Annotated in this window: 21 protein-coding genes; 18 read left to right on the top strand and 3 right to left on the bottom strand. The window is 58.3% G+C overall.

Going from position 1 to position 20,973, the window contains the following annotated elements:
* Positions 1–2: 2 nt before the first annotated feature.
* Together rbsD and HA46_RS18150 are read right to left on the bottom strand one after the other, a co-directional pair.
* Entirely contained in the window at positions 3–422 is a 420-nt protein-coding gene (rbsD, locus tag HA46_RS18155) for a D-ribose pyranase (protein ID WP_033792940.1), read from the bottom strand.
* A 170-nt stretch (positions 423–592) separates the two neighbouring features.
* Positions 593–988, bottom strand: coding sequence for a YgiW/YdeI family stress tolerance OB fold protein (locus HA46_RS18150; protein WP_084885931.1), 396 nt, complete (start codon positions 986–988; stop codon positions 593–595).
* Positions 989–1,150: 162 nt separating this feature from the next.
* On the opposite strand from HA46_RS18150, the gene qseB reads away from it, so the two are divergent.
* Entirely contained in the window at positions 1,151–1,813 is a 663-nt protein-coding gene (gene qseB / locus HA46_RS18145; RefSeq protein ID WP_033792942.1) for a quorum sensing response regulator transcription factor QseB, read from the top strand.
* The gene (qseC, locus tag HA46_RS18140; RefSeq protein WP_084885928.1) at positions 1,810–3,141 is read left to right on the top strand and encodes a quorum sensing histidine kinase QseC; all 1,332 of its coding nucleotides are present in this window, start codon (positions 1,810–1,812) and stop codon (positions 3,139–3,141) included. Before qseB ends, qseC begins: the two co-directional genes overlap by 4 nt.
* A 3-nt stretch (positions 3,142–3,144) precedes the next feature.
* Here qseC and kup read toward each other — a convergent pair whose 3' ends face one another.
* A complete protein-coding gene (kup, locus tag HA46_RS18135; protein ID WP_033792945.1) occupies positions 3,145–5,013 on the bottom strand; it encodes a low affinity potassium transporter Kup in 1,869 nt (622 codons plus the stop codon).
* A gap of 290 nt (positions 5,014–5,303) precedes the next feature.
* Here kup and ravA point away from each other — a divergent pair, with 290 nt between their 5' ends.
* From ravA to HA46_RS18060, 16 genes are all read left to right on the top strand, one after another.
* Positions 5,304–6,800 (top strand): ATPase RavA, encoded by a 1,497-nt coding sequence (ravA, locus tag HA46_RS18130; protein WP_084885935.1) that lies wholly within the window; start codon positions 5,304–5,306, stop codon positions 6,798–6,800.
* Positions 6,797–8,257, top strand: coding sequence for an ATPase RavA stimulator ViaA (gene viaA, locus HA46_RS18125; protein WP_084885926.1), 1,461 nt, complete (start codon positions 6,797–6,799; stop codon positions 8,255–8,257). The genes ravA and viaA overlap by 4 nt, the downstream gene beginning before the upstream one ends.
* Positions 8,258–8,327: 70 nt before the next feature.
* Complete coding sequence (gene ovoA / locus HA46_RS18120) at positions 8,328–10,466, top strand: 5-histidylcysteine sulfoxide synthase (RefSeq protein ID WP_084885923.1); 2,139 nt, start codon at positions 8,328–8,330, stop codon at positions 10,464–10,466.
* 103 nt (positions 10,467–10,569) lie between these two features.
* Positions 10,570–11,031, top strand: a complete 462-nt coding sequence (asnC, locus tag HA46_RS18115; RefSeq protein WP_033755376.1) for a transcriptional regulator AsnC — start codon at positions 10,570–10,572, stop codon at positions 11,029–11,031.
* A gap of 152 nt (positions 11,032–11,183) precedes the next feature.
* Positions 11,184–11,624 carry an FMN-binding protein MioC gene (gene mioC / locus HA46_RS18110; RefSeq protein ID WP_033792951.1) on the top strand — a complete coding sequence of 147 codons (441 nt, stop codon included), beginning with the start codon at positions 11,184–11,186 and terminating at the stop codon, positions 11,622–11,624.
* A 441-nt stretch (positions 11,625–12,065) separates the two neighbouring features.
* On the top strand, positions 12,066–13,955 hold the full coding sequence (gene mnmG, locus HA46_RS18105; protein WP_033792952.1) for a tRNA uridine-5-carboxymethylaminomethyl(34) synthesis enzyme MnmG: 1,890 nt from the start codon (positions 12,066–12,068) through the stop codon (positions 13,953–13,955).
* A 47-nt stretch (positions 13,956–14,002) separates the two neighbouring features.
* The gene (rsmG, locus tag HA46_RS18100) at positions 14,003–14,620 is read left to right on the top strand and encodes a 16S rRNA (guanine(527)-N(7))-methyltransferase RsmG (RefSeq protein ID WP_033792953.1); all 618 of its coding nucleotides are present in this window, start codon (positions 14,003–14,005) and stop codon (positions 14,618–14,620) included.
* A gap of 3 nt (positions 14,621–14,623) precedes the next feature.
* Positions 14,624–14,896 (top strand): hypothetical protein, encoded by a 273-nt coding sequence (locus HA46_RS20960; protein ID WP_143807670.1) that lies wholly within the window; start codon positions 14,624–14,626, stop codon positions 14,894–14,896.
* 437 nt (positions 14,897–15,333) lie between these two features.
* The gene (gene atpI / locus HA46_RS18095; RefSeq protein WP_033755584.1) at positions 15,334–15,714 is read left to right on the top strand and encodes a F0F1 ATP synthase subunit I; all 381 of its coding nucleotides are present in this window, start codon (positions 15,334–15,336) and stop codon (positions 15,712–15,714) included.
* Positions 15,715–15,722: 8 nt separating this feature from the next.
* Positions 15,723–16,541 carry a F0F1 ATP synthase subunit A gene (atpB, locus tag HA46_RS18090; protein WP_033792954.1) on the top strand — a complete coding sequence of 273 codons (819 nt, stop codon included), beginning with the start codon at positions 15,723–15,725 and terminating at the stop codon, positions 16,539–16,541.
* Positions 16,542–16,589: 48 nt separating this feature from the next.
* A complete protein-coding gene (gene atpE, locus HA46_RS18085) occupies positions 16,590–16,829 on the top strand; it encodes a F0F1 ATP synthase subunit C (protein WP_003849523.1) in 240 nt (79 codons plus the stop codon).
* 111 nt (positions 16,830–16,940) lie between these two features.
* Positions 16,941–17,411 (top strand): F0F1 ATP synthase subunit B, encoded by a 471-nt coding sequence (gene atpF, locus HA46_RS18080; protein WP_033792955.1) that lies wholly within the window; start codon positions 16,941–16,943, stop codon positions 17,409–17,411.
* Between the two features lie 14 nt (positions 17,412–17,425).
* Complete coding sequence (gene atpH / locus HA46_RS18075) at positions 17,426–17,959, top strand: F0F1 ATP synthase subunit delta (RefSeq protein WP_033755396.1); 534 nt, start codon at positions 17,426–17,428, stop codon at positions 17,957–17,959.
* Positions 17,960–17,973: 14 nt separating this feature from the next.
* On the top strand, positions 17,974–19,515 hold the full coding sequence (gene atpA / locus HA46_RS18070; RefSeq protein ID WP_033792956.1) for a F0F1 ATP synthase subunit alpha: 1,542 nt from the start codon (positions 17,974–17,976) through the stop codon (positions 19,513–19,515).
* A gap of 52 nt (positions 19,516–19,567) precedes the next feature.
* Entirely contained in the window at positions 19,568–20,434 is an 867-nt protein-coding gene (gene atpG, locus HA46_RS18065; RefSeq protein ID WP_033792957.1) for a F0F1 ATP synthase subunit gamma, read from the top strand.
* 29 nt (positions 20,435–20,463) lie between these two features.
* On the top strand, positions 20,464–20,973 hold a 510-nt coding region (locus HA46_RS18060; protein ID WP_483243724.1), incomplete at its 3' end, for a F0F1 ATP synthase subunit beta.

Below are 20,973 nucleotides of genomic sequence, written 5' to 3'. Positions count from 1 at the left end.
CCTCAGAAGGTGACGCCAGCGCTCAGGATGACATTCGCAAACGGAGAGCACTCTCCGCTGCGAATGACCGCCTGACTGCGTTGAGTCTGTTGTTTGAACTGTTCATGGCTGGTGTAACGCACTGCAATCTTGTTTCCCTGGTGCTGTTGCAAGGCTTCGAGCACGGCGAGAAGCTCGCTATGGAGCTGCGGATTGTGCTGCTTAATCTCTTCCGCAATCAGGGCGCTTTCCACCTGCATCTCCAGCGTGACGGCTTTTACCACCTGCATAAAATCGGGCGTGCCCGGCGTCAGCGCCAGATCGATGCGCTGCGGTCCTGCCGGGATCGGCAAGCCGGCATCGGCAATGGTCAGCGTATCCGTATGGCCCAGACGGGCAATCACGTAAGAGAGTTCAGCGTTTAACAGGCGACCTTTTTTCATTTTTTGCTCCAGAGCGAAACGTTTCGCTAGCGGCAGTGTATGAAATGGCGGCGGTAACTCAACGGGGGAAATCGAGAAGTGTGATCGTTATCGAAACGTTTCGCTCACGCAAAGTGAAATTTGGCTTAGGCGATAAAAAGGGCCGCTGAAGCGGCCCGGCAGGGAAGGCGTTAGGGCGCTTTACGCACCTGCTTAACGTCAAGTTCGATACTGTTGAAATCTTTGTCCAGCTCACCCGTCAGCTCAACGCGATCTTTCGGCGTAATGGTCAAACCGTCCCAGCGCTTGTGGTCGATCTCGACGTTCATGGTGCCGGTGGCGTCGCGAAACAGATAGTCCTCGTCGCCTGTTTGCTTCTCCAGCTGGCCGCGCACGGTGATCCAGCTGTCGTCTTTCATCTCTTCCGCTTGCTTAACGGTTACCACGCTGCTCTGGCCGTTTTGAAAGCCTCCCTGTTTCGCCTGAACGGCAGGCGCATTCGCATCGACAAATCCGCCCTGAGTCGCGGCGAAGACGGGCGCAGTGGTCAGCGCCAGGATAGCTAAGAGTGCGGCATGCTTTTTCATATAGTCACCTCGTTTCCATGAATGGGTGTTTTGTACGCATCCTATTAAAACAGCGAGTTCTTAACAGGATCTTAAGAGGTGAAAATAAGCGAAAAGTAGCGATATCGCCTGTACAAGCGCCGTTCTCCTTCGTATAAAGCCTTTGCAGACAAAGGAGGGAAAATGCGCATTTTACTGATTGAGGATGACCGGCTGATTGGCGACGGCATCAAGGCTGGCCTGGGCAAATTAGGTTTCAGCGTCGACTGGTTTGTTTCCGGCGATGAGGGTTTCGCCGCGCTGCATGCAGCGCCCTGGGATGCGGTGATCCTCGATCTTTCGCTGCCGCAGCGCGACGGGCTGGAGATTCTGCGCGACTGGCGACAACAGGGCGCGGACGTGCCGGTGCTGATCCTGACCGCGCGCGACGCCCTCGATCAGCGCGTGGAGGGTTTGCAGCTGGGCGCGGACGACTATCTCTGCAAACCTTTCGCCCTGACAGAAGTCGCCGCGCGGCTGCAAGCGCTCATCCGGCGTCGCCACGGTCAAATGCAGCCGGAGCTGCGTCACGGTAACGTCATTATGCAGCCCGCCAGCCACAGCGTGACGCGCGACGGCGAACGGGTTCCGCTCAAAAGTCGGGAGCTGGCGCTGCTGGAACTGTTTTTACGCCATCCAGGCCGCGTGCTGACGCGTGCGCAGCTGGAAGAGAAGCTCTACAGCTGGGATGCCGACGTCTCCAGCAACGCGGTAGAAGTGCATATTCATCACCTGCGTAAAAAGCTCGGCACGGCCTTTATCCGTACCGTACACGGCGTCGGCTATATGCTGGGAGAGCCGCAATGAGCCTGTTTCTCCGGCTTGGCGTCGGCTTCGTGCTGCTGCTCGGCCTCTGCTGGGGCAGCGCCAGCCTGAGCGCCTGGCTACAGACGCGCGACACCATCAACGAGTTGTTCGACACCCAGCAGCTTCTGTTCGCCAAACGCCTGATGGCGCTTGACCTCGCCGGCCCCGCTGACGCTACGCTGCCCGAAAACAAGGCGCTGCTGCGCCACCATCGCGGCGATCAGGATGACGACGCGCTCGCCTTTGCTATTTTCACCCGAGACGGCAGACCCGTGCTGAACGACGGCGAAAACGGCAGAATGCTGCCGTTCGACGCCAAGGCGCAGGGATTTCACGACGGGCGGTTAATCGACGACGACGACGCCTGGCGGTTTGTCTGGCTGACGACGCCGGACGGCCAGCACCGCATCGTGGTGGGCCAGGAGTGGGAATACCGCGATGATATGGCGAAAGCGCTGGTGCAAAGCAGCATTCTGCCCTGGCTTATCGCGCTGCCGCTGATGCTGTTGCTGCTGCTCGGCCTGGTGTGGCGCGAGCTGCGCCCGCTCAAGCGCATCACGCAGCTGCTGGCGCAGCGCGTGCCGGACGACGACAGGCCGCTGGACGCCGGGCGGGTGCCGCTGGAGGTCAAACCGCTGACGGAAGCGCTGAACGGGCTGTTCAGCCGCATCAGCGCCATGGTGCAACGCGAGCGCCGCTTTACCTCCGACGCCGCCCATGAGCTACGCAGTCCGCTGGCGGCGCTGCGCGTGCAGAGCGAAGTGGTGCAGCTTGCCGCTGACGACGAGGTGATGCGCCAGCACGCTTTGCGCCAGCTGGATGCCGGCATTCAGCGCGCCACGCGGCTGGTGGATCAGCTGCTGACGCTGTCGCGCGCCGAAGCTGAGGACGCGCGCGGCGCGTTTCAGCCTGTGGACCTTCATGACCTGCTACAGGAGGCGCTGGCCGAACAGCTGCCGCACGCCGATCGCGCCGGCGTCGCGCTGCGCCTGGAGAGCCTTGCCGAGCCGGTTATTGAGGGCCATCCGCTGCTGCTGTCGCTGCTGGCGCGCAACCTGCTGGACAACGCCATCCGCTATACGCCGGAAGGCAGCGACGTCAGGGTAGTGCTGGAGAACCGCGGGTTGCGCGTCGAGGATAATGGCGCGGGCCTGAGCGAGTCGGAGCTGCAGCGTCTGGGCGAGCGCTTCTGGCGGCCGCCAGGACAGGAGAAGAGCGGCAGCGGGCTGGGATTATCGATTGTGCGGAACGTCGCGCAGCTGCACGGTATGCAGCTGCGCTTCAGCCAGCGCGAGGGCGGCGGACTCTGCGTCGCCCTGCGCTGGTAACGATCAAATCTCGACCTGAGTGCCGAGTTCGATTACCCGGTTCGGCGGGATCTCGAACTGGTCTGGCGCGCGCAGCGCATTGCGCTGCAGCGCCAGGAAGAGCTTGCCGCGCAGGCGCAGATACCAGGGACGTTTGCCCATAATCAGCGACTCGTGCGACATAAAGAACGAGGTTTCCATCATCCGGCAGTTGAGCCCTTCCAGCCCGCAACGGTGGAAAATCTCCTCGACGTTCGGCGTTTCGCGCCAGCCGTAGCTGGCCACCACGCGCCAGAAGGTCGGCGACAGCTGTTCGATGGCGACGCGGCGCACGTTATGCACGTAAGGCGCATCTTCGGTTCGCAGCGTTAAAAAGACCACGCGCTCGTGCAGCACCTTGTTGTGCTTGAGGTTGTGCAGCAGCGCAAAGGGGATGACGTTTAGCGCGCGCGACATATAGACGGCGGTGCCCGGCACGCGCACCGGCGGCGATTTCTCCAGCGACGCGATCATCGCCTCTAGCGAGTTGCCATGCTCGTGCATCCGGCGCAGCAGGCGAAAGCGCTCGCTCTTCCAGGTCGTCATAATCAGGAACATGATCAGGCCCAGACAGATTGGCAGCCAGCCGCCGGAGAAAAGCTTAATCAGGTTGGCGGAGAAGAGCGGCACGTCGATGCAGAGAAACAGCGTCAGAATCAGTCCGACTGCCAGCCGGTTCCAGTGCCAGTTTTTTACCGCGACGGTGCAGGAGAGAATCGAGGTCAGCACCATAGTGCCGGTGACCGCGATGCCGTAAGCCGCCGCCAGGTTGCTGGAGTGTTCAAAGCTGATAATTACGATCAGCACGGCGAAATAGAGCACCCAGTTGATCATCGGCACGTAGATCTGACCGGACTCCATCTCCGAGGTATGGATAATGCGCATGCCGGGCAGATAGCCCAGACGCACCGCCTGGCGCGTCAGCGAGAAGACGCCGGAGATCACCGCCTGCGAGGCGATCACCGTCGCCAGCGTCGCCAGAATCAGCAGCGGGATCAGCGCCCAGTCCGGCGCCAGCAGGAAGAAGGGGTTTTTAATCGCTTTGGGATCGCTGAGCAGCAGCGCGCCCTGACCGAAATAGTTCAGCACCAGCGAGGGCAGCACCACGATAAACCAGGCGATGCGAATCGGCATTTTGCCGAAGTGCCCCATATCCGCATACAGCGCTTCCACGCCGGTAATCGCCAGCACCACCGCGCCCAGCGCAAAGAACGAGATAGTTTTGTAGTGCACGAAGAAGCTGACCGCCCAGGAGGGATTAAGCGCCTGCAGCACTTCCGGGTTCTTCATGATGCCGCTGACGCCCAGCACCGCCAGCGTGGCGAACCAGATCAGCATCACCGGGGCGAAGAGTTTGCCTACCATGCCGGTGCCGTGCTTCTGGATCATAAACAGCAGCGTCAGCACCGCGATAGAGAGCGGAACGATAAAGGGATCGAGCGAGGGCGCGGCGATCTCCAGCCCTTCAATCGCCGACATCACGGAAATGGCGGGCGTAATCACAACTTCACCATAAAAGAAGCTGCCGCCGATCAGGCCCATAATGACCAGCACCGCCGTGGCGCGCGCGCCGGTATTGCGGCCCGCCAGCGACATCAGGGTTAAAATGCCGCCCTCGCCGGCGTTGTCCGCGCGCATGACGTAGCTGATATATTTCAGCGACACCACCAGCAGCAGCAGCCAGAAAATCAGCGACAGAAAGCCGAAAACCGCTTCGCGCTCAACGCCGAAACCAAACTGTCCGGAGAGGCATTCACGCAAGGTATAGAGCGGGCTGGTGCCGATATCGCCATACACTACGCCAATCGCGGCCAGCGTTAACGCACTAAGTGATTGCTTGTTATCCGAGCTCATAGAGTTATCTTTTGTTGGAGCAGAGAGGCGCAACACCCCATCGCTCTTGCTGTCAAAAAGCGCACAGTATGCACCTGTTTCCCAAAAAACCCATCCCGTCCTTGTTCAACGCCGCTGGCGCCGAGGATTTTTTTCGCGGCATTACAAGCCGCAGCGGCATTATGCGATGATTGGACTTTGTGACACAAAAAAAGCGGACGGCAATCAACGCTTTCACGCATCATAATCAGTAGAGTAGTGCGCCTGCCATAATAAGACGGCAGCAGTAACAGAAGGACAGTGAAGTGATTATGGCTCAACCCCATCTTTTGGCAGAAAGAATTTCTCGTCTCAGCAATGCCCTTGAGAAGGGTCTGTATGAACGCCACGATGCTATTCGCCTCTGTCTGCTGGCGGCGCTGAGCGGTGAAAGCGTGTTTTTGCTTGGTCCGCCGGGCATCGCCAAGAGCCTGATCGCCCGCCGCCTGAAATACGCTTTTCAGAATGCCCGCGCGTTTGAATACCTGATGACGCGCTTCTCGACGCCGGAAGAGGTGTTCGGCCCGCTATCGATTCAGGCATTAAAGGATGAAGGCCGCTATCAGCGCCTGACAAAAGGCTATCTGCCCGACGCGGAGATCGTGTTCCTCGACGAGATCTGGAAGGCGGGCCCCGCCATCCTCAATACCCTGCTGACCGCGATTAACGAGCGCCGCTTCCGCAATGGCGACAGCGAAGAAAAAATTCCGATGCGTCTGCTGGTCACCGCCTCAAACGAACTGCCGGAAGCGGACAGCGGGCTGGAAGCGCTCTACGACCGCATGCTGATCCGTCTCTGGCTCGACAACGTGCATGAAAAGCAAAACTTTCGCAGCATGCTGACCCACCAGCAGGATGAAAACGCCAATCCGGTCGCGGAATCGCTGCGCATCAGCGATGAGGAGTATCATCAGTGGCAGCAGAGCATTAGCCAGGTCAGCCTGCCGGATAACGTCTTCGAGCTGATCTATCAGCTGCGCCAGCATCTGGAAACCCTGCCCGATGCGCCCTATATCTCCGATCGCCGCTGGAAAAAGGCGATTCACCTGCTGCAGGCGAGCGCATTCTACAGCGGCCGCAGCGCCATCGCGCCCATCGACCTTATTCTGTTGAAAGATTGCCTGTGGCACGACATCGCCTCTATGCAGGTGCTGGAGCGCGCGATTGACCTGCTGATGACGCAGCAGGCCTGGCAGCAGCAGACGCTCTTGCTCAGGCTGCAGCAGCTCAAGGCGCGACGCCTGGCGCTACAGCAGCAGCAGAGCGTGGCGCAGGCGATTACGCTGGAAAAACACAGCGGCATGTTCAGCCGCAAGCCGCACTATGAGCTGCCCGCCAGCTTGACGGAGCCGCAGCTGACCCTGATGCTGCAGCAGCCGCTGACGCTGCACGATATGCAGGTCACGCATGTGGTGATCGCCCGCGATGCGCTGGAGCAGTGGCTGCTGAAGGGCGGCGACGTGCGCGGCAAGCTGAACGGCATCGGTTTCGCCCAGACGCTCGATCTGCTGGTGGACGCGCAGCATTGCCTGGCGCTGCGCGACGTCAGCCTGCAAACGGCGCGCCTGACGCTGCCTGGCGCCGTTGCGCACAGCGAACTGCCGGCTGAGATCAGCGAAGCGCTGGACGAGCTGGATACCCAGCTGCGCGCGCAGCGCCATCAGTTCAGCCAGCATCAGCGCTGCTTGTTTATCAGCGACGACTGGCTGGCGCGTATTGAAACCAGCCTGCAGGACGTGGCCGACCAGCTGAAACAGGCGCGTAAATGATCTCACTGGAGACGCTCAGCGCGCTGCTCTCTGTCGGCGAGGCCGAACTGATCGAAGAGCTGATTCTCGCGCTGCTCGCCTCCCCGCAGCTGGCGATCTTCTTTGAAAAATTCCCCGGTCTGAAGCAGGCGATGCTGCGCGACGTGCCGCGCTGGAAAGCGGAGATCAACGCCGAGCTGAAAGCGACGCCGGTACCAGAAACGCTGGGCAACGAGTTTCAGCTGTTTCAGCGCGCCCAGCTGCTCAGCCATCACGACTTCAACCAGCAGCTGCCTGAAATACTCGAGGCGCTGACGCAACTGCCTTCGCCCTTTCTGGAAGAGGCGCAGCGCCTGTTACAGCACACCGACGCGCACCAGCTGAGCGGCGCGCAGCATACGCTGTTTCTGCAGCGCTGGCGTCTCAGCCTGACGCTGCAGACGCTGACGCTCAACGAACAGCTGCTGGAGCAGCAGCGCGAACGCCTGATGGCCGAGCTGCAGCAGCGCATGGCGCTGAGCGGCCAGCTGGCGCCCGTGCTGAGCGACAACGACGAGGCGGCGGCCGGTCGCTTATGGGATATGAGCAAAGCTTCACTGCAGCACGGCGACTATCAGCTGATGCTGGAGTATGGCGACTTCCTGGCGCAGCAGCCGGAACTGCTGGCGCTGGCGCAGCAGCTGGGCCGCAGCCGCGAAGCAAAGTCGGTGCCGTCGCAGGATGCCCCGCTGGAGGCTTTTCACCAGCTGGTACGCGAACCAGACGCGGTGCCCGAAGAGGTGAACGGCATTCATCAGAGCGACGACGTGCTGCGCCTGCTGCCGCCGGAGCTGGCAACCATCAGCATCAGCGAGCTGGAGCTGGAGTTTTACCGTCGCCTGGTGGAAAAGCGGCTGCTGACCTACCGGCTGCAGGGCGACGCCTGGCATGAAAAGGTTACGCTGCGTCCGGTCAGCCACCAGCAGCACGAAGAGCAGCCGCGCGGCCCCTTTATCGTCTGCGTCGATACCTCAGGATCGATGGGCGGCTTTAACGAACGCTGCGCCAAAGCGTTCTGCCTGGCGCTGCTAAAAGTTGCGCTGGCTGAGCGCCGCCGCTGCTACGTTATGCTGTTCGCCCACGACGTTATCGGCTACGAGCTGACCGGCGACGACGGGCTGGAGCAGGCGATCCGCTTTCTCAGCCAGCGCTTTCGCGGCGGCACCGATCTCGCCGCCTGTCTGGCGGCGGTGGTTAAGCGTATGGAGGGAGCGCTGTGGCAGGACGCTGACGCCGTGGTGGTCTCCGACTTTATCGCCCAGCGTCTGCCGGATGAGATCGTGGGCGTGGTGAAGCAGCGCCAGCAGCAACAGCAGCAGCGCTTTCACGCCGTGGCGATGTCGGCGCACGGCAAGCCCGGCATCCTGCGCATCTTCGATCATATCTGGCGTTTCGATACCGGCATGAAAAGCCGCCTGCTGCGCCGCTGGCGGCGTTAGTCACGGAGCAGAAACCCCGATTTGCTATAGTGAATTACCCGCTGTGTTTATTCAGCTAACGGAGTTCACTGTGACAACCGCACAACAACATCAAAATCTACCGGCACCGACCCGTACGGTACGCCTTTCCGGCAGCAGCGTCGCAGAGAAACGCGACGAGCTGCTGGCTTACTACACGCAAACCTGGGAACTCTATGAAAGCCTGTTCGATTGTCTCGCTGACGATCGCGCCTGGTTTACCAAAGCCATCACGCTGCGCCATCCTTTAATTTTCTATTTCGGCCATACCGCCTCTTTCTATATCAATAAGCTGATGGCGGGCCGCTACATCGACGCGCGCGTCGACGATCGCATCGAGGCGATGATGGCGATCGGCGTGGATGAGATGAGCTGGGACGATCTCGACGACAGCCACTACGCCTGGCCCAGCGTGCAGGAGGTGCGCGACTACCGCAGCAAAGTAAAAAGCCTGGTGACTCGCTTTATCGAAACCATGCCGCTGACGTTGCCGATCGACTGGGAAAGCCCGGCCTGGGTGATCCTGATGGGTATCGAGCATGAGCGCATCCATCTGGAAACCTCCAGCGTGCTGATGCGCCAGCTGCCCATCGAATGGGTCAAGCCGCAGCCGCAGTGGCCAGCCTGTCAGGAGGCGCGCCACGCGCGCGACGCGGTGCCGGCCAACAGCCTGGTCGCCATGCCTGGCGGCGTCGTGACGCAGGGGAAAAACGACGATACCTACGGCTGGGACAACGAATACGGCAGCCAGACGACAGAACTTGAGCCGTTCAAGGCCAGCAAAATGCTGGTCAGCAATGCCGAGTTTTTCGAATTCGTCGCGGCGGGCGGCTACCAGCAGCGCCGGTACTGGGACGATGAAGGCTGGGGCTGGCGCAGCTTTGCCGAGGCGCAGATGCCGACCTTCTGGCGCGGCGACGCGCAGCGTCCCGAGGCGCTGAAGCTGCGCCTGATGACCGAAGAGGTGCTGATGCCCTGGGACTGGCCGGCGGAAGTCAATCAGCTGGAAGCCGCCGCGTTCTGCCGCTGGAAGGCAGAGCAGACCGGCGCATCCGTGCAGCTACCCTGCGAGGCGGAATGGATGCAGCTGCGCGGACAGGTCGAAGGCGATCAGCCGGAGTGGCAGCAGGCGCCGGGCAACCTTAACCTGGCCTATTGGGCCTCATCCTGCGCCGTGGATCGCTTCGCCCAGGGCGACTTTTTCGACATCGTGGGCAACGTCTGGCAGTGGACCACCACGCCGATCAACGGCTTTGAAGGCTTCCGCGTGCATCCGCTCTATGACGACTTTTCGACGCCGACCTTCGACGGCAAGCATTCGCTCATCAAGGGCGGCAGCTGGATCTCTACCGGCAACGAGGCGCTGAAATCGTCGCGCTACGCCTTTCGCCGCCACTTTTTCCAGCATGCGGGCTTCCGCTACGTCGTCTCCTCGCATCAGGAATCGATGACGCTCAATCCTTACGAAACCGACGATATGGTGTCGCAGTATCTCGACTTCCAGTATGGCCCCCGCTATTTCGGCGTCGATAACTATGCCGAGTCGCTGGTGGCGCTGGCGCTGCCCCACTGCCAGGTGCGCGGCACCGCGCTGGATATCGGCTGCGCCACCGGCCGCGCCAGCTTCGAGCTGTCGCGCCATTTTGAAAAGGTGATCGGGATGGATTATTCCGCGCGCTTTATTGACGTGGCGCTGCAGCTCGCCTCGGGCGAAGATTTCCGTTACGTGGTGCCGGAAGAGGGCGATCTGGTGGAGTATCGTCAGGTGCGGCTTAAAGATTTTGGCCTCGACGCCGGCCAGGCGCAGCGTATCCAGTTCGTGCAGGGCGACGCCTGCAACCTGAAGCCTCAGCCCGCGCAGTATGACCTGGTGCTGGCCGCGAACCTGATCGATCGCCTGCGTCAGCCGCAGCGCTTTCTACAGGATATTGCGCCGATGATCCGCTCTGGCGGTTTGCTGCTGCTCTCCTCGCCTTATACCTGGCTGGAAGCCTTCACGCCGAAAGAGAACTGGCTGGGCGGCATCCGCGAAAACGGCGAGGCGCTCACCACCCTGCAGGCGCTGCAACGGCTGCTGGCGGCGGAGTTTGAGCCGATCGGCGCGCCGCAGGATCAGCCTTTCGTGATCCGCGAAACCGCACGCAAGTATCAGCATTCGCTGGCGCAGGTCACGCTGTGGCGTAAGCGTTAACCCTCACCGGCAGCGGCGTTTGCCGCTGCCGGTGATTGCCTGCCGCCGCTTTTTGCTGCACATTCTCCTCTGTTCAAAGAAGAAGAGCTGACATGAGGATGATATGGCCGAATCACTGCAACTGGACAACCTGGATCGCGGGATCCTGAATGCGCTGCTGGATAATGCCCGCACCGCTTACGCCGAACTGGCGAAACAGTTCAACGTCAGTCCGGGCACCATCCATGTTCGCGTGGAGAAGATGAAACAGGCCGGCATTATTCTCGGCACTCGCGTGGAGATCGACCCGCGTCAGCTGGGATTCGACGTTTGCTGCTTCATCGGCATCATCCTGAAGAGCGCGCGCGACTATCCTGCCGCGCTCAGCAAGCTGGAGGCGCTCGACGAGGTGGTCGAGGCCTGGTACACCACCGGACACTACAGCATCTTTATTAAGGTGATGTGCCGATCCATCGATGCGCTACAGCAGGTGCTGATCAATAAGATCCAGACCATTGACGAAATTCAGTCCACCGAAACCCTGATTTCGTTGCAAAACCCGATCATGCGCACCATCAAACCCTGATCTTTTTTTTCTGTGCACAACCTTATCCCGCGCGAACGCCGCCTGCACCAACGGCTGAGTTCGCATCTTCATTTCTATTAACCCTGTTTTCCACAGGTGGATCACGGCTTGATCACAGCGTACAATGCTCGCCTTTATTCCGGGAGAGCATCATGGCCGACATTACTTTAATCAGTGGCAGCACGCTGGGCAGCGCCGAATATGTGGCCGAACATCTGGAAGAGAAATTGCAGGAAGCGGGTTTTTCCACGCAGCTGCTGCACGGTCCGGCGCTGGACGAGCTGCCGCAGCAGGGGATCTGGCTGGTGGTGAGTTCTACCCACGGCGCAGGCGAACTGCCGGATAATCTGCAGCCTTTATATGAGGCGATTGCCGAAACCCAGCCTGACCTGTCGGCGTTGCGATTCGGCGCGATCGGCCTTGGCAACCATGAATACGATCTTTTCTGCGGCGCCATTCGTTCGCTGGATGCGCTGTTGATCGCTCGCGGCGCGCAGCGTATCGGCGAGCGGCTGGAAATCGACGTGCTGGAACATGAGATCCCAGAAGATCCGGCAGAAGCCTGGCTAAGCGGGTGGTTGGCCCATCTCTGAGCGGATCCTTTGCCACAGAGGATCGGGTATTTCGCAGGATCCCCAGCTAAAACGTCTGTTTTTATTCGATCGCTGCCACTTTTTTTGTGGATAACAAGGCTTGAATACTGCGTAAAACCGGTAGTTATCCAGATAACAACCGCTGTTGCTTTTGTGAGCTGTGCATAACTCGCTATTTTGATCCCAGCTTATACGGATCAGGATCACCGATCATTCACAGCAAAGGATCCTCGTTATCTGCCTGATAAGAATCCGCTTTCCATGCTTATCCACAGGCAGTCGCGATCCTAATAAAGAGATCTAACAGAAAGATCATATACAGAATAAAGATCCTTTCTTTTAAACCCGCAGATCCCGTCGCTTTCACCCTCGGCGGAATTTCAGTAGAATCCACCGCCCAGGGCAACGATCCCTGCCAGTTCACGAACGAGGTACCACTTCATGTTTTATCCAGATCCTTTTGACGTCATCGTAATCGGTGGTGGTCATGCGGGCACAGAAGCCGCGATGGCCGCTGCCCGAATGGGTCAGCAAACTCTGTTACTCACCCATAACATTGATACGCTTGGACAAATGTCCTGTAACCCGGCGATTGGTGGCATTGGAAAAGGACATCTGGTTAAGGAAGTGGATGCCTTAGGCGGCCTGATGGCCACGGCGATCGACAAGGCGGGCATTCAGTTTAGGATACTAAACAGCAGCAAAGGCCCGGCGGTGCGCGCTACCCGCGCGCAGGCGGATCGCGTGCTGTATCGACAGGCGGTACGCACCGCCCTGGAGAACCAGCCCAACCTGATGATCTTCCAGCAGGCGGTAGACGATCTTATCGTCGAAAACGATCGCGTCGTGGGAGCCGTCACGCAGATGGGGCTGAAGTTCCGCGCCAAAGCCGTGGTGCTCACCGTCGGAACCTTCCTCGACGGCAAAATTCATATCGGGCTGGATAACTACAGCGGCGGCCGCGCTGGCGATCCGCCGTCGATTCCGCTGGCGAAGCGCCTGCGTGCCCTGCCGCTGCGCGTCAGCCGTCTGAAAACCGGTACGCCGCCGCGCATCGACGCGCGCACCATCGATTTTTCCGTGCTCAGCCCGCAGCATGGCGACAACCCGATGCCGGTCTTCTCGTTCATGGGCGATGCCTCGCAGCATCCGCAGCAGGTTCCCTGCTGGATCACTTATACCAACGAGCAGACCCACGAGGTGATCCGCAATAACCTCGATCGCAGCCCGATGTATGCCGGGATCATCGAGGGGATCGGCCCGCGCTACTGTCCGTCGATCGAAGACAAGGTGATGCGCTTCGCCGATCGCAACGCGCATCAGATCTTCCTTGAGCCTGAAGGGCTGACCAGCAACGAAGTTTACCCGAACGGTATCTCCACCAGCCTGCCGTTCGACGTGCAGATGCAGATCGTACGCTCGATGAAAGGGCTGGAGAACGCAAAAATCGTTCGCCCCGGCTACGCGATCGAGTATGACTTTTTCGATCCGCGCGATCTCAAGCCGACGCTGGAGAGCAAATATATCCACGGACTGTTCTTCGCCGGCCAGATCAACGGTACTACCGGCTACGAAGAGGCCGCGGCGCAGGGGCTGCTGGCGGGCCTCAACGCCGGACGCCACTCCGCCGACAAAGAGGGCTGGGCGCCGCGTCGCGATCAGGCCTACCTCGGCGTGCTGGTGGACGACCTCTGCACGCTCGGCACCAAAGAGCCGTACCGCATGTTTACCTCGCGCGCAGAGTATCGTCTGATGCTGCGCGAAGATAACGCCGATCTCCGTCTGACCGAAACCGGCCGTGAGCTGGGCCTGGTGGATGACGCCCGCTGGGCGCGCTTCAACCAGAAGCTGGAGGCGATTGAGCAGGAGCGTCAGCGTCTGCGCGATATCTGGGTGCATCCAAAGTCGGAGAACGTCGCGGAAGTGAACACGCTGCTCAACAGCGCGCTCACCAAAGAGGCGAGCGGCGAAGATCTGCTGCGTCGTCCAGAGCTTACCTACGCTCAACTTACCGCGCTGCCGAGCTTCGGCCCGTCGCTGTCTGACGCGCAGGCGGCCGAGCAGGTTGAGATTCAGGTGAAGTACGAAGGCTACATCGCGCGCCAGCAGGAAGAGATCGATCGTCAGCTGCGCAATGAAAATACGCTGCTGCCGGCCGAGCTGGATTATCGTCAGGTCAACGGCCTGTCGAACGAAGTCATCGCCAAGCTCAACGATCATAAGCCTTCTTCGATCGGGCAGGCGTCGCGCATCTCCGGCATCACACCGGCGGCGATTTCGATTTTGTTGATTTACCTGAAAAAACAAGGGCTGCTGCGCAAAAGCGCCTGACCTGAAACGGGGCGAGGCCGCTCGCCCCCGCTGACTGGATTTATGCTGTGATCACAAAACTCGCTTCGCTGCTTAAGGCAGCCGGTATTTCCCTCTCCGATCAACAAAAAGAGCAGCTGGTCGCCTATGTCGGCCTGCTGGACAAGTGGAATAAAGCCTACAACCTGACGTCGGTGCGCGATCCGCAACAGATGCTGGTGCGCCATATTCTCGACAGTATCGTGGTGGCGCCTCATCTGAAGGGCGAACGCTTTATCGACGTCGGCACCGGACCGGGCCTGCCGGGCATTCCGCTCGCTATCGTCCTGCCGCAGGCGCACTTCACGCTGCTCGACAGCCTGGGCAAGCGCGTGCGTTTCCTGCGTCAGGTTCAGCATGAGCTGGGTTTACCCAACATCACGCCGGTGCAGAGCAGGGTAGAGGCGTTTCCCTCCGAGCCGCCGTTCGACGGCGTTATCAGCCGCGCGTTCGCCTCGCTGCAGGATATGGTGAACTGGTGCCATCACTTGCCTTCCGCGCAGGGAGAGTTTTATGCGCTGAAAGGGGTGCGTCCCGACGATGAAATCGCCAGCCTGCCTGCCGGTTTTCGTCTCGTCTCCGTGGAAGCACTAAAGGTGCCGGAGCTGGATGGCGAACGTCACCTGGTGATTATCGGACGCGAATAGCCCTTGAAAGCGCAGGGATTAATGGGTTCCTGCGCGTTTGGCTTATCAAAAGGGCGGTTCAAAAAACCGGCAGTTGATTTCGCCGCGCAGCGCATTTTTTATCCTGAGGGCTGGGAAATAACGTTAACAGGCCTGGCGGAAATTATCCGAAAAGCTCTGTTACATTTAACGAATGATTCACATTTAATTATCATGGATATCACTTCTACCGCTTCTGCGCGGCAGCCAGATAATCACGTGGGAAAATATATCAGGGTAATAACTCCGCGTGCGTAATATCAATTTAATGCGCTTGTCACACTCTGAGATGTCAATCAGCTGTTTTTATCGAAAATAAGGTCAGCTTGAGGGAGTGAAAATATTATCCCATTGTTTTTAAAGGTTTTGACGGTGAATTAATAGACGCTGCTATTGCTCGTCAGAAAATATGAATAGTGGGGCGGTGTTTAGAATGTGATCTAAAGCACGCTTTAAACGCAAGCCGGAAGCCAAATGCGTGCGGCGCAGGTCCATAAATTCGTCTGGCAATCTTTGGAAAAATAGCCGTTCGGAAAGAAATTTAAATAATTGTTCACCTTTTGGCTACTTACGGATTGAAATCGCAGGTGCGGCCCGTATAATTTGCACGGCTTTTGCTGCTTGACTCGAGTGAGTAAAGGCAGTCTTATACGACACGCGACATACCCCTTATGGGGCAGGGGAGTAACAGCGCCATGTCAGTGTCTCTTTACAGTGTGAAATTCGCCCGAACCGTGCTGGTTATCCAGCTGGTGACTGTTGTCATCATCGGTGCTCTCTTTGCCCTGAAAGATGTCACCTGGGGCGTCTCTGCGCTGGCTGGCGGAGCGGCAGCCTGGCTGCCGAACGTGTTGTTCATGTTTTTAGCCTGGCGCCTGCAAGGGCAATCCCCGGCTTCCGGACGGGTTGCGTGGAGTTTCGCTCTCGGCGAAATCGGCAAGGTCATCGCAACCATCGTGTTGCTCATTGTGGCGTTGGGTGTTTTCAGGGTGGTTTTCTGGCCGCTCGGGATAACCTGGTTATCGGTGCTGGTGGTTCAGATGTTGGCACCGGCGGTAATTAACAACAAAGGGTAAAAGGCATCATGGCTGCAGGAGAAACTCAAACTCCTCAAGAGTACATCGGTCACCATCTGACGCATCTTCAGTTGGACCTGCGTACCTTCGAGTTAGTGAATGCTCACGACGCTCCCGCGACGTTTTGGGCATTAAATATCGATTCAATGTTTTTCTCTCTGGTGCTGGGATTCATCTTCCTGGTGTTGTTCCGCAAAGTGGCGAAGAGCGCTACCAGCGGCGTGCCAGGGAAAATGCAGGCTGCTATCGAACTGGTTGTCGGCTTCGTTGACAGCAACGTGCGCGACATGTACCACGGTAAAAGCAAACTTATCGCCCCGCTGGCTCTGACGATTTTCGTCTGGGTCTTCCTGATGAACTTCATGGATCTGCTGCCTATCGACCTGCTGCCGTATATCGGCGAGCACTGGCTGGGCCTGCCGGCGCTGCGCGTCGTGCCGTCCGCAGACGTGAACATCACGCTGTCTATGGCGTTGGGCGTATTTATTTTGATTCTGTTCTACAGCATCAAAATGAAAGGTGTAGGCGGCTTCGCGAAAGAGCTGACGCTGCAGCCTTTTAATCACCCGATCTTCATCCCCATCAACCTGATCCTTGAAGGTGTTAGCCTGCTGTCCAAACCGGTTTCACTCGGTCTGCGACTGTTCGGCAACATGTATGCGGGTGAGCTGATCTTTATCCTTATTGCCGGTCTGTTGCCGTGGTGGTCGCAGTGGGTGCTGAATGTGCCGTGGGCCATTTTCCACATCCTGATCATCTCGTTGCAGGCTTTCATTTTCATGGTCCTCACGATTGTCTATCTGTCGATGGCATCTGAAGAACATTGATTTTTTTCTCAACACTAAGCGTTTAACTGAAACAAACTGGAGACTGTCATGGAAAACCTGAATATGGATCTGCTGTACATGGCTGCCGCTGTGATGATGGGCCTGGCGGCAATCGGTGCTGCGATCGGTATCGGCATCCTCGGAGGTAAATTCCTGGAAGGCGCCGCGCGCCAGCCGGATCTGATTCCTCTGCTGCGTACGCAGTTCTTTGTTGTAATGGGTCTGGTGGATGCAATCCCGATGATCGCTGTTGGTCTGGGTCTCTATGTGATGTTTGCTGTCGCCTAAAGCCTGTCGCTCCTGGTTCATCATGGCACCGGGTGCGATGATGAACGGTTCTGCCGCTTATCGTTCAGATATCGGCAGAAAAGTTAACTACTTAATTAGAGGCATTGTGCTGTGAACATTAACGCAACAATCCTCGGCCAGGCCATCGCGTTTATCCTGTTCGTCGCGTTCTGCATGAAGTACGTATGGCCGCCGATTATGGCTGCCATCGAAAAGCGCCAGAAAGAAATTGCTGAAGGCCTTGCTTCTGCTGAGCGCGCGAAGAAAGATTTGGATCTCGCGCAGGCCAATGTGACCGACCAGCTGAAAAAAGCTAAAGAAGAAGCTCAGGTCATTATCGAGCAGGCGAACAAACGCCGTACTCAGATTCTGGACGAAGCGAAAACTGAAGCCGAGAACGAACGTAACCGCATCGTGACGCAGGCGCAGGCTGAAATCGACGCCGAGCGCAAACGTGCTCGCGAAGAGCTGCGTAAGCAAGTCGCGTTGCTGGCAATGGCTGGCGCCGAGAAGATCATCGAACGTTCCGTGGATGAAGCTGCTAACAGCGACATCGTTGATAAACTGGTCGCTGAACTGTAAGGAGGGAGGGGCTGATGTCTGAACTGATTACTGTAGCTCGCCCCTACGCCAAAGCAGCTTTTGACTTTGCTGTTGAGCATCAAAGCATCGAGCGCTGGCAAAACATGCTGGCGTTTGCCGCGACCGTAGCACGCAATGAGCAAATGGCCGATCTTCTCTCTGGCGCGCTGGCGCCGGAAGCGTTATCGGCTTCTTTCATTGCCGTCTGCGGCGATCAATTAGATGAACACGGCCAGAACCTGATTAAGGTTATGGCAGAGAACGGACGTTTGACCGCGCTTCCAGCTGTACTCGAGCAGTTCATTCACCTGCGCGACGCCTATGAGGCGACTGCGGAGGTGGAGGTGATTTCTGCCGGTACGCTGAGTGACAGCCAGCTGACTAAAATCAGCGCCGCGATGGAAAAACGTCTGTCACGCAAAGTTAAGCTGAATTGCAAAATTGATAAGTCTGTCATGGCAGGCGTGATCATCCGTGCGGGTGATCTGGTGATTGATGGCAGCGTGCGCGGCCGTCTCGAGCGTCTGGCAGACGCCTTGCAGTCTTAAGGGGACTGGAGCATATGCAACTGAATTCCACCGAAATCAGCGAACTGATCAAGCAGCGCATTGCTCAGTTCAATGTCGTGAGCGAAGCTCACAACGAAGGTACAATTGTTTCTGTAAGCGACGGTATCATCCGCGTACACGGCCTGGCCGATGTCATGCAGGGTGAGATGATCGCCCTGCCGGGCAACCGTTACGCTATCGCCCTGAACCTCGAGCGCGACTCTGTCGGTGCCGTGGTCATGGGCCCGTACGCTGACCTCGCCGAAGGCATGAAGGTTAAGTGTACCGGTCGTATTCTGGAAGTGCCGGTCGGTCGCGGCCTGCTGGGCCGCGTGGTGAACACTTTGGGTGCACCGATCGACGGCAAAGGCGCGATCGAAAACGACGGCTTCTCGCCGGTTGAAGTGATCGCACCGGGCGTTATCGACCGTCAGTCAGTCGACGAGCCGGTTCAGACCGGTTACAAATCTGTCGATGCGATGATTCCAATCGGTCGTGGCCAGCGTGAGCTGATCATCGGCGACCGTCAGACCGGTAAAACCGCACTGGCGATCGACGCGATTATCAACCAGCGCGACTCCGGCATCAAGTGCGTGTACGTCGCGATCGGTCAGAAAGCCTCTACCATCGCTAACGTGGTGCGCAAGCTGGAAGAGCACGGCGCGCTGTCGAACACCATCGTGGTGGTTGCGTCCGCGTCTGAATCCGCTGCACTGCAGTACCTGGCGCCCTACTCCGGCTGCGCCATGGGCGAATACTTCCGCGACCGCGGCGAAGATGCGCTGATCGTATACGATGACCTGTCCAAGCAGGCTGTCGCTTACCGTCAGATTTCTCTGCTGCTGCGCCGTCCGCCGGGCCGTGAAGCGTTCCCGGGCGACGTGTTCTATCTCCACTCTCGTCTGCTGGAGCGTGCGTCACGCGTTAGCGCTGACTACGTTGAGCGTTTCACCAACGGCGAAGTTAAAGGTAAAACCGGTTCACTGACCGCGCTGCCGATCATCGAAACCCAGGCTGGCGACGTTTCCGCGTTCGTTCCGACCAACGTAATCTCGATTACCGATGGTCAGATCTTCCTGGAATCGAACCTGTTCAACTCCGGTATTCGTCCGGCGGTTAACCCGGGTATCTCCGTATCGCGTGTTGGTGGTGCTGCTCAGACCAAGATCATCAAGAAACTGTCCGGCGGCATCCGTACCGCGCTGGCACAGTATCGTGAGCTGGCGGCGTTCTCGCAGTTCGCTTCCGATCTGGATGACGCGACCCGCAAACAGCTGAGCCATGGTCAGAAAGTGACCGAGCTGCTGAAACAGAAACAGTATGCGCCGATGTCCGTCGCGCAACAGGGTCTGGTGCTGTTTGCTGCCGAGCGCGGCTACCTGAACGACGTTGATCTGGCGAAAATCCTTAGCTTCGAAGCTGCGCTGCTGGCGTTCGCGGACCGCGACCACGCCGAGCTGATGCAGGAAATCAACCAAACTGGTAACTACAACAACGATATCGAAGCGAAGCTGAAAGGCCTGCTCGACACGTTTAAAGCAACCCAGTCCTGGTAATGTCTGGCGGCCTGTCTGAAAAGGCAGGCCGCAAGGCTTTGAGGAGAAGCTAATGGCCGGCGCAAAAGAGATACGTAACAAGATTGGAAGCGTGAAAAACACGCAGAAGATCACCAAAGCGATGGAAATGGTCGCCGCCTCCAAAATGCGTAAAACGCAGGAACGCATGGCGGCCAGCCGTCCGTATGCAGACACCATGCGCAAAGTGATTGGTCACCTTGCGTTAGGGAATCTGGAATACAAGCACCCTTACCTGGAAGAGCGCGACGTTAAGCGCGTCGGCTACCTGGTCGTTTCGACTGACCGCGGGCTTTGTGGTGGTTTGAACATTAACCTGTTCAAAAAATTGCTGGCGGATATGAAAGCCTGGTCCGATAAAGGCGTGCAGAGCGATCTGTCGATCATCGGTTCCAAAGGTCTGGCGTTCTTCAGCTCCGTAGGCGGCAACGTCGTGGCGCAGGTCACCGGCATGGGAGACAAACCTTCCCTGTCCGATCTGATCGGCCCGGTAAAAGTGATGCTGCAGGCTTACGACGAAGGTCGCATCGACAAGCTGTATGTCGTCAGCAACAAGTTCAATAACACCATGTCTCAGACTCCGACCATTACCCAACTGCTGCCGTTACCGCCAGCGGAAGGTGAAGAAGAGATGAAGGCGAAGACCTGGGATTACCTGTACGAGCCCGATCCGAAAGCGCTGCTGGATACCCTGCTGCGTCGTTATGTCGAATCGCAGGTTTATCAGGGTGTGGTGGAAAACCTGGCCAGCGAACAGGCCGCGCGTATGGTGGCGATGAAAGCCGCAACCGACAACGGCGGAAATCTGATCAAAGAGCTGCAGTTGGTATACAACAAAGCTCGTCAGGCCAGCATCACCCAGGAACTCACCGAGATCGTCTCGGGAGCCTCCGCGGTTTAACCAGGTAAGAATTAGGTAGAGGATTCAAGATGGCAGCTGGAAAGATTGTCCAGATTATCGGCGCCGTAGTTGACGTCGAATTCCCTCAGGACGCGGTACCGCAAGTGTACAACGCCCTTGAGGTTCACAATGGTGATGCTCGTCTGGTGCTGGAAGTTCAGCAGCAGCTGGGCGGCGGCGTGGTTCGTACCATCGCCATGGGTTCTTCTGACGGCCTGAAGCGCGGTCTGGAAGTTGCTGACCTGAAAAAACCGATCCAGGTTCCGGTGGGTAAAGCCACCCTCGGCCGTATCATGAACGTGCTGGGCGAGCCGATCGATATGAAAGGCGACATCAAAGAAGAAGACGGCAGTGCAGTAGAGATCTCCTCTATTCACCGCGCGGCGCCTTCTTATGAAGACCAGTCTAACTCGCAGGAACTGCTGGAAACCGGCATCAAGGTTATCGACCTGATGTGTCCGTTTGCCAAGGGCGGTAAAGTCGGCCTGTTCGGCGGCGCGGGCGTAGGTAAAACCGTAAACATGATGGAGCTGATCCGT

This window comes from Pantoea septica (genome assembly GCF_002095575.1).
Classification (GTDB): domain Bacteria; phylum Pseudomonadota; class Gammaproteobacteria; order Enterobacterales; family Enterobacteriaceae; genus Pantoea; species Pantoea septica.
The sequence above is the reverse complement of the archived record's forward strand: the minus strand, read 5'-3'. Positions and strand labels throughout refer to the sequence as shown.

Coding starts and splice junctions, on each gene's coding strand:
- rbsD (WP_033792940.1), bottom strand. CDS start 422: ATGAAAAAAGGTCGCCTGTTAAACGCTGAACTCTCTTACGTGATTGCC.
- HA46_RS18150 (WP_084885931.1), bottom strand. CDS start 988: ATGAAAAAGCATGCCGCACTCTTAGCTATCCTGGCGCTGACCACTGCG.
- qseB (WP_033792942.1), top strand. CDS start 1,151: ATGCGCATTTTACTGATTGAGGATGACCGGCTGATTGGCGACGGCATC.
- qseC (WP_084885928.1), top strand. CDS start 1,810: ATGAGCCTGTTTCTCCGGCTTGGCGTCGGCTTCGTGCTGCTGCTCGGC.
- kup (WP_033792945.1), bottom strand. CDS start 5,013: ATGAGCTCGGATAACAAGCAATCACTTAGTGCGTTAACGCTGGCCGCG.
- ravA (WP_084885935.1), top strand. CDS start 5,304: ATGGCTCAACCCCATCTTTTGGCAGAAAGAATTTCTCGTCTCAGCAAT.
- viaA (WP_084885926.1), top strand. CDS start 6,797: ATGATCTCACTGGAGACGCTCAGCGCGCTGCTCTCTGTCGGCGAGGCC.
- asnC (WP_033755376.1), top strand. CDS start 10,570: ATGGCCGAATCACTGCAACTGGACAACCTGGATCGCGGGATCCTGAAT.
- mioC (WP_033792951.1), top strand. CDS start 11,184: ATGGCCGACATTACTTTAATCAGTGGCAGCACGCTGGGCAGCGCCGAA.
- mnmG (WP_033792952.1), top strand. CDS start 12,066: ATGTTTTATCCAGATCCTTTTGACGTCATCGTAATCGGTGGTGGTCAT.
- atpI (WP_033755584.1), top strand. CDS start 15,334: ATGTCAGTGTCTCTTTACAGTGTGAAATTCGCCCGAACCGTGCTGGTT.
- atpB (WP_033792954.1), top strand. CDS start 15,723: ATGGCTGCAGGAGAAACTCAAACTCCTCAAGAGTACATCGGTCACCAT.
- atpE (WP_003849523.1), top strand. CDS start 16,590: ATGGAAAACCTGAATATGGATCTGCTGTACATGGCTGCCGCTGTGATG.
- atpH (WP_033755396.1), top strand. CDS start 17,426: ATGTCTGAACTGATTACTGTAGCTCGCCCCTACGCCAAAGCAGCTTTT.
- atpA (WP_033792956.1), top strand. CDS start 17,974: ATGCAACTGAATTCCACCGAAATCAGCGAACTGATCAAGCAGCGCATT.
- atpG (WP_033792957.1), top strand. CDS start 19,568: ATGGCCGGCGCAAAAGAGATACGTAACAAGATTGGAAGCGTGAAAAAC.